This is a genomic window from Solicola agrisoli, from assembly GCF_049059935.1.
GTDB lineage: Bacteria > Actinomycetota > Actinomycetes > Propionibacteriales > Nocardioidaceae > JAURVT01.
Genome location: NZ_JBMGQR010000052.1, coordinates 1 through 16,040, shown reverse-complemented (window position 1 = coordinate 16,040; position 16,040 = coordinate 1). Strand labels below are relative to the sequence as shown.

The following is a 16,040-nucleotide window of genomic DNA, read 5'->3' as shown; positions in this document are numbered from 1 at the left end:
TCACGTGAGCAACCCGACCGTGACCCGTGTGCTGGTGGTTGACGACACAGCGGTGGTCAGGCACCTAGTCACCACCATCCTCGAGCAGAACGACGACATCGAGGTCGTCGGCAGCGCAGCCGACGGGCGACAGGCCCTGGTTCTGGCGCACGCGCTGCGTCCTGACGTGATCACCCTCGACGTCGAGATGCCGGTGATGGACGGCCTGGAGACCGTGCGAGAGCTGCGGGCGGCGGGCAACAGCGCGCGCGTCATCATGTTCAGCACCCTGACCGACCACGGCGCAGCCGTGACTCTCGACGCGCTGGACGCGGGCGCCGACGACTTCGCGCTCAAGCCGTCGGCGGCCCAAGACCGCAAGGCGGCTTTCGAGCAGGTGCGCCAGACCCTCGTGTCGTTGGTACGCCAGTGGGGGGCCGTGGCTGCGGCCGCAGCGCCGTCGGTACAGACCCCGGCGACACGCTCGACTGCCATCGCGCCGGCCCAGCCGGTCGAACCGCCGAAGGCCCTGGTGATCGGCACCTCCACCGGAGGCCCTTCGGCACTGGCCGAGGTCGTCCCGCGCCTCCCGGCGTCCTTCCCGGTCCCGGTCCTGGTGGTCCAGCACATGCCGCCGGTGTTCACCCGCTCGCTCGCCGAGCGCCTGAACCGCGACTCGGCCCTGACGGTCCGCGAAGCCGCCGACGGTGACGAGGTCGAGCCGGGCACCGTGCTCGTGGCCCCCGGCGGTCATCACCTCGGGCTGCACACCACGGGCGGGCGAGTCGTGGTCAGGACCAACCTCGAACCGGCGGAGAACTCCTGCCGGCCGGCGGTCGACCACACCATGCGTCACGCCGTCGACGCGTGGGGCGGGCACGTGCTGGCCGTCGTGTTGACGGGCATGGGTGCCGACGGAGCCCTGGGATGCCAGCACGTCGCCGACCGTGGCGGACAAGTAATCGTCCAGGACGAGGCCACCTCGGTGGTCTGGGGCATGCCCGGCTCGGTGGTGTCCGCCGGCACCGCCTGCACCGTCCGCCCGTTGTCCACCATCGCCGACGAGATCCTCATGCGCGTCGGCTCACTGACCACCGTTGGAGCCCCGTCATGAGCGTGCTCACCGACGACGACGTCGCGTATCTCAGCAGCACCGTCACCGCACGCAGCGGCATTGTGCTGGGGCCTGACAAGTCCTATCTCGTCAGCTCACGCATGGACACCCTCGCCCGCCAGATCCACGCCCCCGACGTCCAGGACATCGTGCGTCGGGTGCGGCGTGGGGAGAGCGCGACCATTGATCGCGTCGTGGAGGCGATGACGACGAACGAGACGTCGTGGTTCAGGGACACCCGCCCCTTCGAGGCGCTGGCGGCCACCGTGATCCCCCGTGCGCTGCAGACGTCGAACGGTCTGCGCATCTGGAGCGCAGCATGCTCGACCGGCCAGGAGCTGTACAGCCTGGCCATGCTGCTGGACTCGCGCTTCCCCGAGCTCAAGGGACACCGGGTGGAGCTCCTGGGGACCGACCTGTCGCAAGACGTCGTCGACAAGGCCGAGGCGGGGCGGTTCAGCCAGCTGGAGGTCAACCGCGGACTACCCGCACCGATGCTCGTGCGATACATGGATCGAGACGGTCGCGGGTACCGCGTCAGGGACGAGCTGCGCGCACGATCGACGTGGCGCACCCACAACCTCATCGAGCCGTGGCCCACGCTCGGAACCTTCGACATCGTGCTGATGCGCAACGTGCTCATCTACTTCGACATCCCCACCAAGCGCCAGATCCTGCACAAGGTCCACCAGGTGCTTCGGCCCGGCGGACACCTCCTGCTCGGATCAGCCGAGTCCGTCATCGGTGTGACCGACGGCTTCGACACCGAGATCACCGAATCCACCGTCGTCTACCGCAAGACCGAGGAGCTCACATGCACGCGCTGATCGTCGACGACTCCCGCGCGATGCGCGCGATCCTGCGACGCACGCTCGAACCGCTGGGCTACACCTGGGACGAGGCTGGCCACGGCCAAGAGGCACTGGACGTTCTTCGTGCGACCGTGGTGCCACCGGACCTGATGCTCGTCGACTGGAACATGCCGGTGATGGACGGGCTGACCCTGATCCGCGAAGTCCGCACCGAAGCCGCCTGGCGAAACATCACCATCATGATGGTCACCACCGAGAGCGAGCACACCCAGGTGGTCAGGGCCTTGGCCGCAGGAGCCAACGAGTACCTGATGAAACCGTTCACCACTGATGCCGTCGTCGGCAAGCTCGACCTGCTCGGGCTCCTGCCCCAGGAGGCCCACTCGTGACCACCTCCGAACTCCTCGTTCCGACCGTCGACGATCTCGACAGCATCGTCTCCGACCTCGTGTTCACCCTCGACGAGCTCCCCGAACGCGACGCGCCGAACCCGACCGGCGTGGTCCAGACCATCCGAGGCCGCGTGACGATCCTCGGGGCGCAGTCGTGCGTCGTCGAGGTCCGGCTCTCGCTCGACGGTGCACGTCTGCTCGCCCAGGCCATGTTCGACCTGGATCCCGACGTGACCTCGGAGTCAGACGTGCGTGACGCCGTCGGTGAGCTCGCGAACATCGTGGCCGGGAACACCAAGTCCCTGGCTGACTCCGACCTCGCCCTCGGACTGCCCCTCACCGAGGCCGTCCCCCCCACGGCGACGCCCTCCAGCCTGCTAAGCACCATCCACCACTGGCGCGGCCACGACCTCATCGTCACCATCAACCCCACCGGAGAACAGCCATGAAGATCCTCATCGTCGACGACAGCCGCGTGATGCGCCAGATCGTCCTGCGCACCCTGCGGCAAGCCGGGTACGACCACGCCGACACCGTCGAGGCCGAGAACGGCCGCCACGCCCTGCAGGTCATCGCCGCCGAACGACCCGACCTGGTCCTGTCGGACTGGAACATGCCCGAGATGAACGGCATCGAGCTGCTGCGCGACCTCCGGGCCGCCGGCAACCAGACCGCCTTCGGTTTCGTCACCTCCGAAGGCTCAGACACCATGCGCGAGGAGGCCGCCACGGCCGGCGCTCTGTTCCTCATCGCCAAACCGTTCACCGCCGACACCTTCCGTGAGCACCTCGACACGGTCGCGGCCTGAGGAGAACCGATGATCGCCTCTATCCACATCCCAGCCCCGCACGAGATCAAGAGCCTGTGCGAGGGGCTGCTCGGACGCGACGTCGGACTCTCCGACGGCACCGGAGTCGTCCCTGGAATCGACGCCGGCGCCCGCGTCGCGCTGTACATCGACGACGTCAACCTGCCCGCCGCGGCAGTCGCCGGTGATCTGGCCTTCTGCGCCTACGCGGCCGCGGCGCTGGGGCTGGTCCCAGCAGGTGGCGCCAGCGCCAGCATCGAGGACGGCTTCCTCAGCCCGCTCCTGGACGAGATCGTCGCCGAGGTCTTCAACGTGCTGGCATCGACGTTCAACATCGGCGAGGCCCCCCACCTGCGACTGGCGAAGGTCTACGACTCCCCGGTCGATCTGGTGCCGGCCGCTCGGCAGGCGCTCACGAGCGTCGGCGGCAGGCGCGCCGATCACCAGCTCGACATCGCAGGCTACGGCAGTGGCCGCATCACGATCGTCGCCCTGTGAGGGCGATGGACTACCGCGACACACCCCGGGCGGTGCAGACCCCGACCCTGTCCCACGATCCCCTGCGAGCCGCGCACGACGCCGCTCTCTGCGCCGAGCACCTCGCGGTCCCCTTCGCGCAGCGACCAATGGCCACGCAGGCGATCGCCACCATCCGCACAGAACTGGCACAAGCAGTAGACGCCCAGCGGTGGGCGTATCAACATCTGTGGGCCCGGCGGCTTCACGACGTCGTCGCTCCGTCGAGCCCGGCCCGGCCGGTCTCGGCGGACTTGTTCCTCACGCGGCCCTGGTCGGGGCGGTGGCGGTGGGCAACTCGGCCGGACTGGAGCGTCGATGCGACCACCAGCCACCCCACTGAGGCGACGGTCGATGCGGTCATCGATCAACTCGCAGGACCCGGTCGAGCCCAGCTCATCGACTTGATGGCCCAAGCCGATGACGCAGTTCGCGAGTGCCACCTCGACCTGCAGCCGACCGGCACCGGTGATCACGCCGCGCTCCCTTCGGCGATCTACGCTCGCCGTCTCGGTGCCGTCGACGACCCCCTGGTGGTCGGCGTCTGGGTCAGGGCGGACGCACACCAACGCGACAGGCAGTTCTGACCTCACCTCGGTCCAGGTGCCGCGGTTCGCCGCCGACACCGATCGCATCGACTGCGCTGTGCCTTCGGCCAATCCTCTCCTTTTCCTCAAGATCGCCCGGATCCGGCCGATCTCCCAGACATGCCACCGCCCGGAGCCCCGGCTCCACGGCCGACGGTACGCACGCACGATGACGCACCCGACATGACGGTCTATGACTTCACCCGCCCGGTGCAGATCTCACGCGAGCAGTCCCGCGAGATCGAGGGCTGCATGGAGTCCTTCGCCCGCCAGGCCGCGACCGTGCTCACGTCATCGCTTCGCGTGATCACCCACGTAGAGATGACGTCACTGGCTCAGCGGACCTACGCCGAGTACGTCAACGCCCTCGACGAGCAGACCCACCTCGCGCAGATCTCCTTGGAGCCACTCGCACTGCCAGCGATCTGGCAGGTGCCGGTCGAGGCACTGATGTCGTGGGTGGACCTGCTGCTCGGCGGTCACGGCGGCGGCATCCAACCCGACCGTGCGCTGTCCGAGATCGAGTCCGCGGTCGTGTCCGGACTCCTGAGCAGCCTCGTCTGGGAACTTCACTCCTCCCTGGACCCACTCGTGACGACCCACCCGGCGATGACCAACGTGTCCTACCGTCCTCGGCTCGCCCATTTCGTGCCCACGACGACGGTGCTCGTCGTCGTCACGTTCATCGTGCGGCAGGGCGGCCGAGAGATGAGCTCGACCCTCGCTCTGCCCTTCACCTCGCTGCTGCCGCACCTGGCGGCGCAGGGCCGCGACAGTGACCTGTCCGATCGAGAGCGCGCAGCACGCAATCAGGCCGCCCGCCAGCTCGCCGACAGCATCCAGGACGTTCCACTAAGGGTCGGGGTGCGATCTCGGCCCACCACCGTGTCACCAGAGCAACTTCTCGGTCTGCAGCTCGGCGACGTCATCGGCCTCGATCATCCCGCCGACGCGCCACTGGACGTCTTCGGCGGCGACGTCCTGTTGGCCCACGGCTCCCCCGGCACCCGAGACGGGAAGCTCGCCTGTCTCGTGGTGAAGTCCCACGACGGTTTCGCGACACCGCCGAGCTGACCGGCGTGCAGTGTCCCGTATCGAGACGCTTGAACGCAACGAGAACGCGTCCAGGGATAGCCGACAAACCTACGCACAGCACCGGCACGTGGCGCGCACTTCGTGCACGATATGTCGTCTCGGGCACACGCTAAACGCTTCAGCAGGCCCGGGTCGCTCGTCAAACCCACGCCTCCCCCAGACCCCGGGATGCACCCTCGCTCGAGGAGTGCGTTTCGCATGTCTCACACAGTTGTCCTCGCCACGCTTCCACACCGTGGCAGAACAGGGCGGGGTTCGGCGACGGCCGCCGAGCACCCCCTCGACCGTCCCGGGAACCACGCCGACGGGTCACGACCACGCGCGCGACGCACCGAGGGGTGCGGATGAAGCACCAGCGCGTGCATTTCCTGGACGGCTACGTCGTCGACGGCAAGCAGGTCAGGGCGAGGTGCACCTGCGGATTTCTCACCCTGCCGCACGTCAGTCAACGACCGGCCCGAGTCGCGTTGGTGCGCGGCCACGGTCTGAGCACGCCCGCGTGCGAGCTGTGCGGTCGAGGCGAGACGCAAGACCCCGTCTGGCGGCTTCCGGCCATTCTGACCGTCCTCGATGAGGATGGCCGCGACCGCATCGTCTGTGCCCCCGGCAGTGGAGGTTGCGACCGGACGCTCGCCGACCAGACACGAGGTGATGCCCAGCAAGGACGCGCCTCAAGCACGCGTCCAGCCACCCACAGCTACCACCGCGCACACGTCCGCGCCCAGCAGGCCCAGCTGCTCCAGCGTGCCCACGATGCGCTGAGGCAAAGACACCAGATCACCGATGCCCAAGCCGCAGCGGCGCTCGAGCAGCTGGCGTTCTACCACGCCATCACTCTCGTCGATGCGGCCCGTCGGGTCCTGGGCGCAGCGGGCGGTGGCAGCACACAGTGAGCTTCGCTCACCGGCAGCATGGGAAGGCAGCGACGCGCACCGATGGGCGGGTTGTTGCCTCTTGTGCATTCTCAGACGCCTCGAGCGCCGAGCCGATAGCAGTGACGCCTCCACCCGGCCCAAGCTCCCGCATACCATCCAGCGCCGTCGGCGGTCGAACGGGTTCGCGCCTGCGCGCCGCCTGGTTGCGCCTACGACCGTGACGACCCCCAATTTCACCGACGCACCAACGCGTCGCGATTGCGCCGGGGATGGGGTCGAGATCAACCGGAGGCTGAGGTCATGCGCCGCTCTCGCGGGCCACCTGCATCACTTCATCGGCCAATTCCGTCGCGATCTCGGCGGGCATACAGTCGATGACCTGCTCGACAGTCTGAGCGTGGTCGGAGGCAAACTTCTTGATCTCCAAGTCGAGAAGCCATTCCACCCAGAACGTGGGAGCCTCATATCCAGCCGCGCGACACCGACCTTGGAAAAGGGCGATGAGCACGCTCCGGCGGTCGCCACGGCAGACTCCAGACACGCACACTCACCCCCACCCACCGAGATGGCAACCCATTCTGGTCTTCACAGCGGCATCCTGCAACCGTGGCGCACATCGTCGGGGCGCAATGCCGGGACGGTGCGGCGACAGCACCACTGCGAGGGACCTCACGCGCCGCATGACCACTGGGGAACTACTGGCGCGCGTCCCGAGCGACCCGTCCGGCATGGGGCTACACCAACACCGAAATGAGCTACTCGCCTGAGTGTTCGCCGGTCTTGATGAACCGTATGCAGCTCGTGGCCCGGGCCACGCTGGACCACCGCTTTGAGATGGGGTGAACGTTGACGGTCGCGCACTGTATCTGTCTGCGCCCGGCACTACGTGTCGACGCGAACAGCTGAGCGTCTGCGGGCAGGAGACATACTTGAAGCCCGCGCCAGGACCCGTCGAGGCGGGTGCCCGACGACACCGGCGAGCCGGCCACGAGGACATGCCCCCCACGACCATGGCACCGCAGAGGCAGACACGCTTCACCGCGTGCTCGCGAGATGGCAGATCGGCGGTTGCCCGTCGCTTCGACGCCCATGTGCGACACGCGCGGGCTGCAGGCAACTAACGACGACGCGCAGGCAGATCACCAGCGTCGCGCACCCCAGCAACACCACACCCTAGGCAACGAAGTGTCCCGATCAACTGGCCGCTCAGGTCGCAAATTTGTGCCTCGTTGGTCGGTGACTTGACGAGCGACTGAGCGGTTCCCACGCTTACTGCCCATCTGACCGTTCCCGGTCCGGTCACTGGTGCACGGTTCGCATCGCGTCGGTCAGCCGCGCGAGGAGCGTGAGGGCCAGATTCCGCTCGTCCACGCCGAACGATCGACAGACGTCGTCCAGCTGGTCGATGGCCGGCATCCACGCGGTGAGGGCCGCGATCCGGGCGGCCGGTGTGGTGGAGATGGACACCCGGCGACGATCGACGGTGCTGCGCTCGCGAACGACCATTCCGTCGCGTTCGAGGCGGTCGACCAGCACCGTGATCGAGGCCCGGGTCATGCCGAGGTGGTCGGCGAGCTCGGCGGCACCCGCCGATCCGCGAGTGGCCAGGAACAGCACCGCCGTCATGTCGCTGACATTGGTGCCCATGCGGCGGGCCATGTGGCCGACCAGGTCCTGAGAAGCACCGATGAAGGTCCGGACGGCGACGGTCGTCGCGTCCAGGTTCTTGACCCGTTCCTCGAGCCGTGCCGCCTGCGCGGCCCGGCTGTCGGGGTCATCTGCTCTCACCACCGGCGTCCCATCTGCATAAGTGATTAGTTGTCTTACTATCGATGGATCTAATCATACGGGGAAGGGGCAATCGATGACCGATCGACCCAGTGTTCTGATCTCCGGGGCTAGCGTGGCCGGTCCGGCAGCCGCGTGGTGGCTCGACCGGGCGGGGTGGGACGTGACCGTCGTCGAGCGGTTCGACTCCCTGCGCGACGACGGGCAGAACGTCGACGTCCGAGGAACAGCCCGCCAGGTCATCGAGAAGATGGGTCTGCTGGCGGCCGCACGCGATCACCACACCAGCGAGACCGGCATGTCGTTCGTCGATGAGCGCGGCCGGGTCTATGCCTCGTTCCCGTCCGACGCCGGCGACCTGAACAGCGCCACAGCAGACCTGGAGATCCTGCGCGGACAGCTCGCGAGACTCCTGCACGACCACTCCTCGAACACCGCCGACTACGTCTTTGGCGACCAGATCGAGGCCCTGCACGACGACGGCGACGGCGTCGACGTGACGTTCGTCCGCGGCCCCGCGCGGCGGTTCGACGCGGTCGTGATCGCCGAAGGGTATCGGTCGCGAACCCGCTCGTTGGTCATGCCCGACGCCGACACCGACGTCGACGAGCTCGGCATCGTGTGGACGTACTTCACCATCCCCCGCCACGCCGACGACGACCGCCAGTGGCGTTTGCACGTCGGCGGCGACGGGCGACTGGTGCACCTGCGTCCCGACAACGTCGGCACCACCCGCGCCATGCTCAGCCTACGCACCAACACCCGGGGGCTCGGCCGCCTCGACCCGGACGCCATCACCGACGTGCTCCGCGCCACCTTCGGCGACCTCGGGTGGCAGACGCCCCGCATCCTCGATGCGCTGCGCGACGCCACACCGTACGTCGACGAGATCGCCCAGGTGCGGCTGTCGACCTGGCACCGCGGACGGGTCGTCCTGCTCGGAGATGCCGCGTGGAACGCCGGACCTTTTGGCACCGGCACCACCAGTGCCCTTACCGGCGCATACGTCCTGGCCGACGAGCTGGCCGCCTCCCCCGACGACATCACCGGAGCCTTCACCCGCTACGAACGAACCCTGCGACCCATGACCGACCATGCCCAGAAGTTCGACCCCTACAACATGCACCCCCGCGGACCACGCCAAGCCACCGCGCTGCGGGCGATGCTCCGCACCATGGGCAGCCGCCCTGGCCAGATGGTCTGCCGACTCGCCGGACTCAACCCCTCGCCGCCGGTCAACACCATCGAGCTGCCCCGCTACGGCCTGCTCGACGCAGACGAGTCCGACCGAGCGGCCCGCTCCCTGTCCTGACCACAGACGTCTTTGAGGGTGCCATCTGGACGACGACCATGACCCTCCGAGCGCCGCGCGAAGCATCGACCCCAGGCGGGGCGTCGGGGCCCCACGGGCCGATCAGCGATCGAAGCTGGGCTTCCAGCCGGCGAAATCGCCGCGAGCCCGCGCATCGGCGAGCTGGGCCAGGGCCTGCTGCCACTCCCGTTCCAGACGGGCCTGCAGGTCGCCCCAGCTCTCGGGCGGACGGTGTTCGGTCATGCCTCATCCAAGCAGGGGCCGGTGCACGGGCTCGAGACGAGGGGCCAGGTCGACAGCGTGGTCGAGCCGCTGCTGGTCGGGGTTCGGTGTGGCATTCCCTCCGAGCTCGACCACGTCCACTGGGGCCGAGACGACGCGTCTTCGAACCGCGACGTCGTGGAGGGCCCGATCAGACGGTTGGCGACCGAACGACGGTCCTGCACGTCGGACGGTGGGCGACGTCCCGGCGTCCGTCGACGGCTGGCCACGCGCCTCATCGGCTGCGCCACCACGACGCGGTTTCTCGGGGGTCGTCGATGGCGGTCTGTGCGACGTCGGTGAGCTTGAGGCCGTGACGGCGAGAGCGATCGCGCAGCATCGTGAACGCCTCGGCGACGCTGCAGCCGGCAACCATCGCGATCGCACCCTTGGCCTGTTCAATGACAATGCGGCTGTTCAATGCACCCTGGAGCTGCTCGGTCAGGGCCTCGGCGCGGGTGAGCGCGCGGTCCTGCAGGATGCTGATGGTGGCGACATCGGCGAGCGCCTGGACGGTCGCCGCCTCGTCGGGGGTGAACGCTGACGCGTCGGTGCTGAACAGGCCCATGGCTCCGACGGCTTCGGCGCGCAGGCGCAGCGGGAAGGCGTGCACGGACGTGTAGCCGCCGGCAGCGGCTTGCTCGGCGAACCGCGGCCAGCGGGTCTGCGCCGACGTCAGGTCGGTGTTGACCACCGGAGCGCCGGACGCGTACGCGTCGCGGCAGGGTCCCTCCTCGAGACCGACTTGAAGAACCTCCAGGACGTGGCCGTCGTGGTTCGACGAGGCGACGTACTGCAGCTGGCTGCGGTGGTCGGCGAGCATGAGTCCGACGGCGTCGGCGCCGCCGACGCGTCCGGCTGCTTCGGTGAGGCCGTGCAGAAACTCGACGACGTCGAAGTCCTTGACCAGGGTGTCGGCGGCGTGGACGAAGATCGCGCCCAGCTCTGTGGTGTCGATCATGGGGTTCTCCTCGCGACGGTGTCGGGGTGGGTCGGTGTGCTCAACGGGGTTCAAGGCGCACCGTCCTGTCGACGATCCGGGTGGCCAGCACCGTCAGGTCGAGGTCATGGACAAACGCGTGGGCTCTCATGCGCACCAACGCGTCGGTCGCGGAGGTGCCGAGGTCGACCATGACCATTCCTTGGGCCGGGTACACCTCGGCGCGCAGGTCGATCATGCGCGCGACGTCGGCGTCGCGGACGACGTCGTCGCGATCGCCCTCGATGTCCAGCACGATCTCGGTGGCGATCTCGGCGAACATCAGCGCCACACGGGCGCGTTCGGGCGACATCGTCTGCACGGCGGCGAAGGACATCAACAGGACACCGAGCCGGGCGGCGCCCACACCGAGCGGGAACGTCCACGTCGCCGAGCACCCCAGGCGCACGGCCCCGACCGCGAACTCGGTCCACCGGCGCCGCCCCTCGAACGGCAGGTCACTGGCCAGCACGGGTCGGCGGTCCCGGGTGGCGTCGAACGACGGGCCTTCCCCGCAGGCGACCTCCAGGTCGGCCAGCGCCATCCCCAGCATGCTCGAGCTGTTGGCGACCACCGTGGGACCCAGGTCGGTCATCATGCTGACCGTGGCGGCGGCCAGGTCCAGATCAGCAACAGCCACGTCACACAGATCGCACAGGCGAAGCAGCCCGTCGTCGCTGTGGTGCGCCACCGTCCCCGCGGAGATCAAGCGGCGCACGCGGTGCTCGACGTCCTCGGCGTCGGCGGCCACGTCATGCCCCCTGGGGTGCAAGGTCGCCGCGCGCCCCCGGCAGCTGGTCGACTCGGCGGGCCGGCGCGGTTGGCGCGTCGCGGCACAGGGACGGCGCGCGTAACCGACCGACAGCATTACGTCCGTCGAACCGGACACCCACCACCACACCCGGGTCGCACCACCGAGCCGATGCCGTGGGAGGGCGCACGGCGAACGGGCACTCGGTGGCTTGCAGGTCGTCCATCCCGGCCCACAGGGTCGACGCGGCGTCTCGTACCGTGTCGAGGCGCACGTGGCCGACGTAGAGCAGCGACATGCCGTCGACATCGCCGAGCAGCAGCAGCCGGCCCGAGATCTGCGACATCGGCGACTCAACCCAGCCACCGACAGCGAAACTCTCGACTTCGACATGACCACCTCGGCTCACGTGTCACCACCGGGGTCGGCGTGCGCGGTGTGCAGGCCACGGATGCCACTGCCCCTGACCACCGGGTGCCGGGCGGTCAGCCCAGCCGAGGTCGGAGTGGGATAGGACACGACATCGCCCCAGTCGGGGCAGCTCGAGCGGTGCCACTCACGCAGCTGCACCCGCCGGCCCACCAGAACCAGCTCGGCCCACCAGACCTGCAGGCAGGGCCGACAGGGCGCGATGGTCAGACCGTCGGGATCGAAATCGACCGCGACCATCGCGACCGGCTCTGCTGCCGGTGCACGCCGCAGTGATGCGTCGCCATTCGGGGGCGTCGACATGGAATGGGGGACCGCCATCGGACTCACCTCGAGAAGGAGGAAGGGAGTCGTCGGGACCAGGACAACCAAGAATCACAGAATGTAGTGCACCAAGCCGCCGACGGACCACTACCCCCCCGACTCGGCACGCGTGAGCCACTCGACGGGTCAGCCGAAGTCGCGGAGGGCCCGCCCTTCGATGTCGCGCAGCACGTCGTCGGCGCTGGCTGGACTCACCGTTCCGCGGCGACGGGCGGCCAGGACCATGGACCGCTCGACGCCGGTCGCGCCTCGCAGGACCTGGCCGAGCTCCTCGCGCATGTCGGTGCCCTCGTCCGTCGGCGTCCGGGCGTACGCGATGGCCTGTTGAGCCGACAGGTATCCCTCGTACTGCAGCGTGGCAGCCTGCGCCACCTCCACGCGGACGCCGTCAAGCCCCGGGCCGCGCAGATGGTCCAGGGCAGCCTGAGCGGCCCGGCGACGCAGCTCGGCGACCTCTCGGACGTCGTCATCGGGCCTGGTCACCCCCAACCTCGACGTCAGCGGTGCGAGCGTGAGCCCCTGGAGCACCAGGGTGACCAGCACGACGACGAGCGCGACCACCACGATCTGGTCGCGGCCGGGAAAGGCGGCGCCGTCATCGATCGACACCGGCAGCGCCAGAGCGGCTGCCACCGTCACCACTCCGCGCATACCTGCCCACGACACGACCGCCGACTCGCGCCAACCGCTGGGCCACGCGACATCGCGACGGCCCGCTCGGCGGGCCGCCAGCATGCTGCTCGTGAAGACGAATCCGCCCCGGACGACCACGAGAGTGGCGACCACCAGCGCCGATAGGACCACCGACCGTGCGGTCACCTCGGTCCGGCCAATGGTTCGGACCAGCTCGTACCCCAGGATCGTGAACACCAGGCTCGTGACGAGGAAATCGGCGAAGGACCACACAGCCCGTCCCAGCAGCCATCCCCTGGAGGTGGTCGCCGTGTGGGCGAAGGTCCGAAGGAATAGGCCGAGCGCGAGGACGGCGAGCACACCCGAGCCCCCGAGGCGCTCGGCGCCGATGTAGGCCAGGAAAGGAACCAGCACGGTGAGAGTGGTCTCGGCATAGGCGTCGTGGACGACGGTCAACAACTGCCTGGACACCACCCCCAGTCCCAGTCCGACTGCGACGCCGACGAGCACCCCCAGCACCAGGTCGACCCCGATCCCCACGCCCGAGACCTGACCTGTGACCACCGCGGCCAGGGTCACGTTGAACGCGACCAGGGCCGTAGCGTCGTTGAACATGCCCTCGCCTTCGAGGATCGTCACCAACCGATGCGGAAGGCGCAGCTTGCGGGCCACCGCGGTGGCCGCCACCGGGTCCGGCGGCGAGACCATCGAGCCGAGGACCAGAGCGGGCCACCAGGGCAGGTCGTAGACATGGGCCACCGTGGCGACGGCGCCGATGGTGAACAGCGTGAGCCCCACCGCCAGAAAGAGCACCGCGCCGGCGTTGTCACGGAACTCACGCACCGTGGCGCGTTGGGTGGCCGCGAACAGCAACGGAGGCAGCACGACGGGAAGAATCAGCTCAGGTTCCAGCTCCAGGTCAGGTGCGGCCGGAAGCAGGGCCAGGCACAGACCGAAGATGGTCAGCGCCACCGGCTGCGGCACACCGACCCGACCCGACAACGGGGTCAGCACCACCACACCCACCATGAAGGCAGCGATCAGGACGACACTGTCCACGGAGTACCTCACCTCGGTTGTGCCACGCATGGCGTGGCGTTCATCCCCTCGACAGCGGCCAGGACGTCCCAGGCCGGGTCCCCTCGCTCGTGTCGTCCTCACCGCGCGCACACCGAAACCAAGTGAGTCTCGGCAGCCGGTGAAAGGGTCGTCTGCCCACCAGCGACCCATTCCAACCGGGTTGTCGCCGGCGGTTCGCCATGGCATGGGGAGGATCGAGCACGATGCACGATCAGTTCCAGACCCCGTGATCGCACGACCGCCAACACATGCGAGCCGACCGTGCCGGGACTGGGGCAGACGGGTTCGTGACGAGCAGACCACCTCAGGGGTGCCTCGGCAACCTGGACGGCCTCGGCCCATCGACGCCCAGACGTCACCGCCACCTGTTCACCACCCCACCTGCGTCCACGACCGGCTGGCGTGGCCCTCGCTCGTCGGGCGCGACGACGCAACTGGGAGCAAGGTGGGCAGACCCACCGATGGAAGGCTGTCGATGCCCCACACCCGCAGGTCAGAGGCGCCGCCAGCGACACGATCTGACCAGGTTCACGCCGCTGTGTGTCCGAGGCTCGGGCCGGGCACCGAGACGGTCACGCGATGAGTCGTGGGGGGCGCCGCCTCGAGCTGGTGCGGGCCCTGTGGGGGGCATGGGTCCTGGCCGCACCGTCGTCGGTGCTCCGTGCACTGGGAGCGCGCGACGATCCTCGGGCGGTGACCGTTGCCCGTCTCCTCGGTGCGCGGCATCTCGCGCAGGCCTGTCTGTCCGGCACCCGCCCCACACCGGAGGTGATCGCGATGGGTGTGCAGGTGAATGCGGTTCATGCCCTCACCGCCCTCGGCTCGCGGCACTCGATCGTGGCCGCTCGCGTGCTGGTCTCCTCGACGCGGCAGTTGCCCTGACGTGGGTTGCCGTCGGCTACGTCGACCTGCGGCAGGTCGCGGTCCGGGACGTTGCCCATGACGACTGGCGTGAGACGCTCGCGCGCCACTTCCTGCACCACCTGCCCGGCGGTAGGTCCCTCGCCGACACGGCTGCACGGCGTCGGCCGATGGCCCAGTGCGGACGACACACCGGGGCGACCACAGGGCCGAACCGGACGCTGAGAGCGCCCCGAGAAGTGCAGGTGGATCGACTGTGCGCTGAGTCACACGGTGACGCCATGGCCCACCTGGGCCCCCTCGACCGGCGGCACTCCGACTACCAGCACCTTTCCGACCGCGGTCAACCGGTCACCTCCCAGGAGTGCCGACCGGCGCCGAGCCGGAGCAGGCAGCCGTCAGGTCGACCGATGTAGCGGTGAGCGCATCATCATCACCGTTCGACCAGAGGAAGTCCCGGCGCCCGTCCGAGTCGACTGTGTCAGCGTGTGGAATCTCGTGCGGAGCAACAGGCGCCCCACGGCGGTCTCACCGGCCGGCACCTGGGCGCCCACCTCGGTGGCCCCGGCCGAGTGGGCGGCGGCCACGGCTGCGCGCACCAGGGCCAGTCCGATGCCACGTCCTTGCAGCAGGGGCGCGACCGCGATGTCGTGGATCGTCCACGACTGGCTCGTGTCAGGCCCTGGTGAGATGGCGACGTACCCGGCTACGGCCTCGGGAAGGAATGCCACGAGGGTGGTCGCGACGGTGACCCCCGGGCGTTCATCGAAGAACGGAGCAGCGGCGTCGGGCAAAGGCCCGACTGCGGTCTCAAAAGACCAGGTGTCGTAGGCGATCGCAGCGAGCTGGCCATCGTCGGTTTCGGCGGCGCGTCTGATGCGCAGGTCGTCGGTCAATGCCGGCTCCCAGGTGTGAAGACATCGGAGGGGAACAGGGGTGGGGTTGCGTGGGGGCCGTCCAGTCACCACACCAACCCGGCCCCCACCTGCTCCGGCCCAGCCTCAGATGCGGCGCCGGATGCACGGCCGAGCACGCCGCACAGCGTGCGACGTGCTCGGTCACCCCCTCACGGGCGGAGAAAAGGAATCAATGCGCCCGCAAGCTCATGTGTGGCCTCAGCTGGCCGGGGTGGTGTTGACAGTGATCTTCGCGACGCCGACCAGGAGGTCGGCGGTGACGGCGTCGGTGTTGAACGTCGAGTTCAGCAGCTCGGCGGCGACGGGCGAGATCTTGACCTGGGTGCCCTCGAGGACGGCGGTGTCGCCCTCGGTGGTCAACGGGTTCAGCGTGCGGCCGTCGAGGGTGAACAGGTACGCCGACTGCACGGCGACCTTGCCGTTGACCGACACGTCGCCGTAGACACGGCTGACGCCCGGGTCGACGTTGAGGTTGGTCAGCTCGACCTTGGTGTCGCCGGCGGTGAGCGACAGGCCCGAGCCGACGT

At 68.8% G+C, this 16,040-nt stretch carries 20 protein-coding genes and 1 pseudogene; 11 read left to right on the top strand and 10 right to left on the bottom strand.

All coding sequences use genetic code 11. The features are described from left to right. Positions 1–4 precede the first annotated feature (4 nt). The 9 genes from ACI6PP_RS16410 to ACI6PP_RS16370 all read left to right on the top strand — a co-directional run bounded on the left by ACI6PP_RS16410 (position 5) and on the right by ACI6PP_RS16370 (position 6,196). Positions 5–1,093 carry a protein-glutamate methylesterase/protein-glutamine glutaminase gene (locus tag ACI6PP_RS16410; protein ID WP_421112688.1) on the top strand — a complete coding sequence of 363 codons (1,089 nt, stop codon included), beginning with the start codon at positions 5–7 and terminating at the stop codon, positions 1,091–1,093. Next, complete coding sequence (locus ACI6PP_RS16405; RefSeq protein ID WP_421112687.1) at positions 1,090–1,920, top strand: CheR family methyltransferase; 831 nt, start codon at positions 1,090–1,092, stop codon at positions 1,918–1,920. Before ACI6PP_RS16410 ends, ACI6PP_RS16405 begins: the two co-directional genes overlap by 4 nt. Further along, on the top strand, positions 1,908–2,294 hold the full coding sequence (locus ACI6PP_RS16400) for a response regulator (protein ID WP_421112686.1): 387 nt from the start codon (positions 1,908–1,910) through the stop codon (positions 2,292–2,294). The genes ACI6PP_RS16405 and ACI6PP_RS16400 overlap by 13 nt, the downstream gene beginning before the upstream one ends. Then, complete coding sequence (locus tag ACI6PP_RS16395; RefSeq protein ID WP_421112685.1) at positions 2,291–2,746, top strand: chemotaxis protein CheX; 456 nt, start codon at positions 2,291–2,293, stop codon at positions 2,744–2,746. The genes ACI6PP_RS16400 and ACI6PP_RS16395 overlap by 4 nt, the downstream gene beginning before the upstream one ends. Then, positions 2,743–3,105, top strand: coding sequence for a response regulator (locus tag ACI6PP_RS16390; protein ID WP_421112684.1), 363 nt, complete (start codon positions 2,743–2,745; stop codon positions 3,103–3,105). Before ACI6PP_RS16395 ends, ACI6PP_RS16390 begins: the two co-directional genes overlap by 4 nt. A gap of 9 nt (positions 3,106–3,114) precedes the next feature. After that, complete coding sequence (locus tag ACI6PP_RS16385; RefSeq protein ID WP_421112683.1) at positions 3,115–3,603, top strand: hypothetical protein; 489 nt, start codon at positions 3,115–3,117, stop codon at positions 3,601–3,603. Between the two features lie 5 nt (positions 3,604–3,608). Further along, positions 3,609–4,208 (top strand): hypothetical protein, encoded by a 600-nt coding sequence (locus ACI6PP_RS16380; protein WP_421112682.1) that lies wholly within the window; start codon positions 3,609–3,611, stop codon positions 4,206–4,208. Positions 4,209–4,391: 183 nt separating this feature from the next. Beyond that, the gene (locus tag ACI6PP_RS16375) at positions 4,392–5,282 is read left to right on the top strand and encodes a FliM/FliN family flagellar motor switch protein (RefSeq protein ID WP_421112681.1); all 891 of its coding nucleotides are present in this window, start codon (positions 4,392–4,394) and stop codon (positions 5,280–5,282) included. Between the two features lie 365 nt (positions 5,283–5,647). Continuing rightward, positions 5,648–6,196 (top strand): hypothetical protein, encoded by a 549-nt coding sequence (locus tag ACI6PP_RS16370; RefSeq protein WP_421112680.1) that lies wholly within the window; start codon positions 5,648–5,650, stop codon positions 6,194–6,196. Positions 6,197–6,476: 280 nt separating this feature from the next. Here ACI6PP_RS16370 and ACI6PP_RS16365 read toward each other — a convergent pair whose 3' ends face one another. Together ACI6PP_RS16365 and ACI6PP_RS16360 are read right to left on the bottom strand one after the other, a co-directional pair. Then, positions 6,477–6,605, bottom strand: a complete 129-nt coding sequence (locus tag ACI6PP_RS16365; RefSeq protein WP_421112679.1) for a hypothetical protein — start codon at positions 6,603–6,605, stop codon at positions 6,477–6,479. 872 nt (positions 6,606–7,477) lie between these two features. Beyond that, positions 7,478–7,837: a MarR family winged helix-turn-helix transcriptional regulator gene (locus ACI6PP_RS16360; RefSeq protein WP_421112678.1), complete on the bottom strand. Its 360-nt coding sequence runs from the start codon at positions 7,835–7,837 to the stop codon at positions 7,478–7,480. A gap of 205 nt (positions 7,838–8,042) precedes the next feature. On the opposite strand from ACI6PP_RS16360, the gene ACI6PP_RS16355 reads away from it, so the two are divergent. After that, on the top strand, positions 8,043–9,278 hold the full coding sequence (locus ACI6PP_RS16355; protein ID WP_421112677.1) for an FAD-dependent monooxygenase: 1,236 nt from the start codon (positions 8,043–8,045) through the stop codon (positions 9,276–9,278). A gap of 102 nt (positions 9,279–9,380) precedes the next feature. Here the strand turns inward: ACI6PP_RS16355 and ACI6PP_RS16350 are convergent, their stop codons facing one another. The 6 genes from ACI6PP_RS16350 to ACI6PP_RS16325 form a co-directional block, all read right to left on the bottom strand. Then, positions 9,381–9,521, bottom strand: coding sequence for a hypothetical protein (locus tag ACI6PP_RS16350; protein WP_421112676.1), 141 nt, complete (start codon positions 9,519–9,521; stop codon positions 9,381–9,383). Between the two features lie 253 nt (positions 9,522–9,774). After that, on the bottom strand, positions 9,775–10,500 hold the full coding sequence (locus ACI6PP_RS16345) for a GAF and ANTAR domain-containing protein (RefSeq protein ID WP_421112675.1): 726 nt from the start codon (positions 10,498–10,500) through the stop codon (positions 9,775–9,777). Positions 10,501–10,540: 40 nt separating this feature from the next. Beyond that, complete coding sequence (locus ACI6PP_RS16340; RefSeq protein WP_421112674.1) at positions 10,541–11,269, bottom strand: hypothetical protein; 729 nt, start codon at positions 11,267–11,269, stop codon at positions 10,541–10,543. Between the two features lies 1 nt (position 11,270). Beyond that, complete coding sequence (locus ACI6PP_RS16335) at positions 11,271–11,615, bottom strand: ATP dependent DNA ligase (protein WP_421112673.1); 345 nt, start codon at positions 11,613–11,615, stop codon at positions 11,271–11,273. A 59-nt stretch (positions 11,616–11,674) separates the two neighbouring features. Further along, positions 11,675–12,019 carry a hypothetical protein gene (locus tag ACI6PP_RS16330; protein WP_421112672.1) on the bottom strand — a complete coding sequence of 115 codons (345 nt, stop codon included), beginning with the start codon at positions 12,017–12,019 and terminating at the stop codon, positions 11,675–11,677. A gap of 129 nt (positions 12,020–12,148) precedes the next feature. Continuing rightward, positions 12,149–13,714 (bottom strand): cation:proton antiporter, encoded by a 1,566-nt coding sequence (locus tag ACI6PP_RS16325; protein WP_421112671.1) that lies wholly within the window; start codon positions 13,712–13,714, stop codon positions 12,149–12,151. A gap of 714 nt (positions 13,715–14,428) precedes the next feature. Here ACI6PP_RS16325 and ACI6PP_RS16320 point away from each other — a divergent pair. Continuing rightward, positions 14,429–14,617, top strand: a complete 189-nt coding sequence (locus ACI6PP_RS16320; RefSeq protein ID WP_421112670.1) for a hypothetical protein — start codon at positions 14,429–14,431, stop codon at positions 14,615–14,617. Positions 14,618–14,994: 377 nt separating this feature from the next. On the opposite strand, the gene ACI6PP_RS16315 is transcribed toward ACI6PP_RS16320, so the two are convergent. Both ACI6PP_RS16315 and ACI6PP_RS16310 read right to left on the bottom strand, forming a co-directional pair. Further along, complete coding sequence (locus ACI6PP_RS16315; RefSeq protein WP_421112669.1) at positions 14,995–15,492, bottom strand: GNAT family N-acetyltransferase; 498 nt, start codon at positions 15,490–15,492, stop codon at positions 14,995–14,997. Positions 15,493–15,711: 219 nt separating this feature from the next. Next, a pseudogene (locus tag ACI6PP_RS16310) lies at positions 15,712–16,040 on the bottom strand (hypothetical protein); the annotation flags it as partial.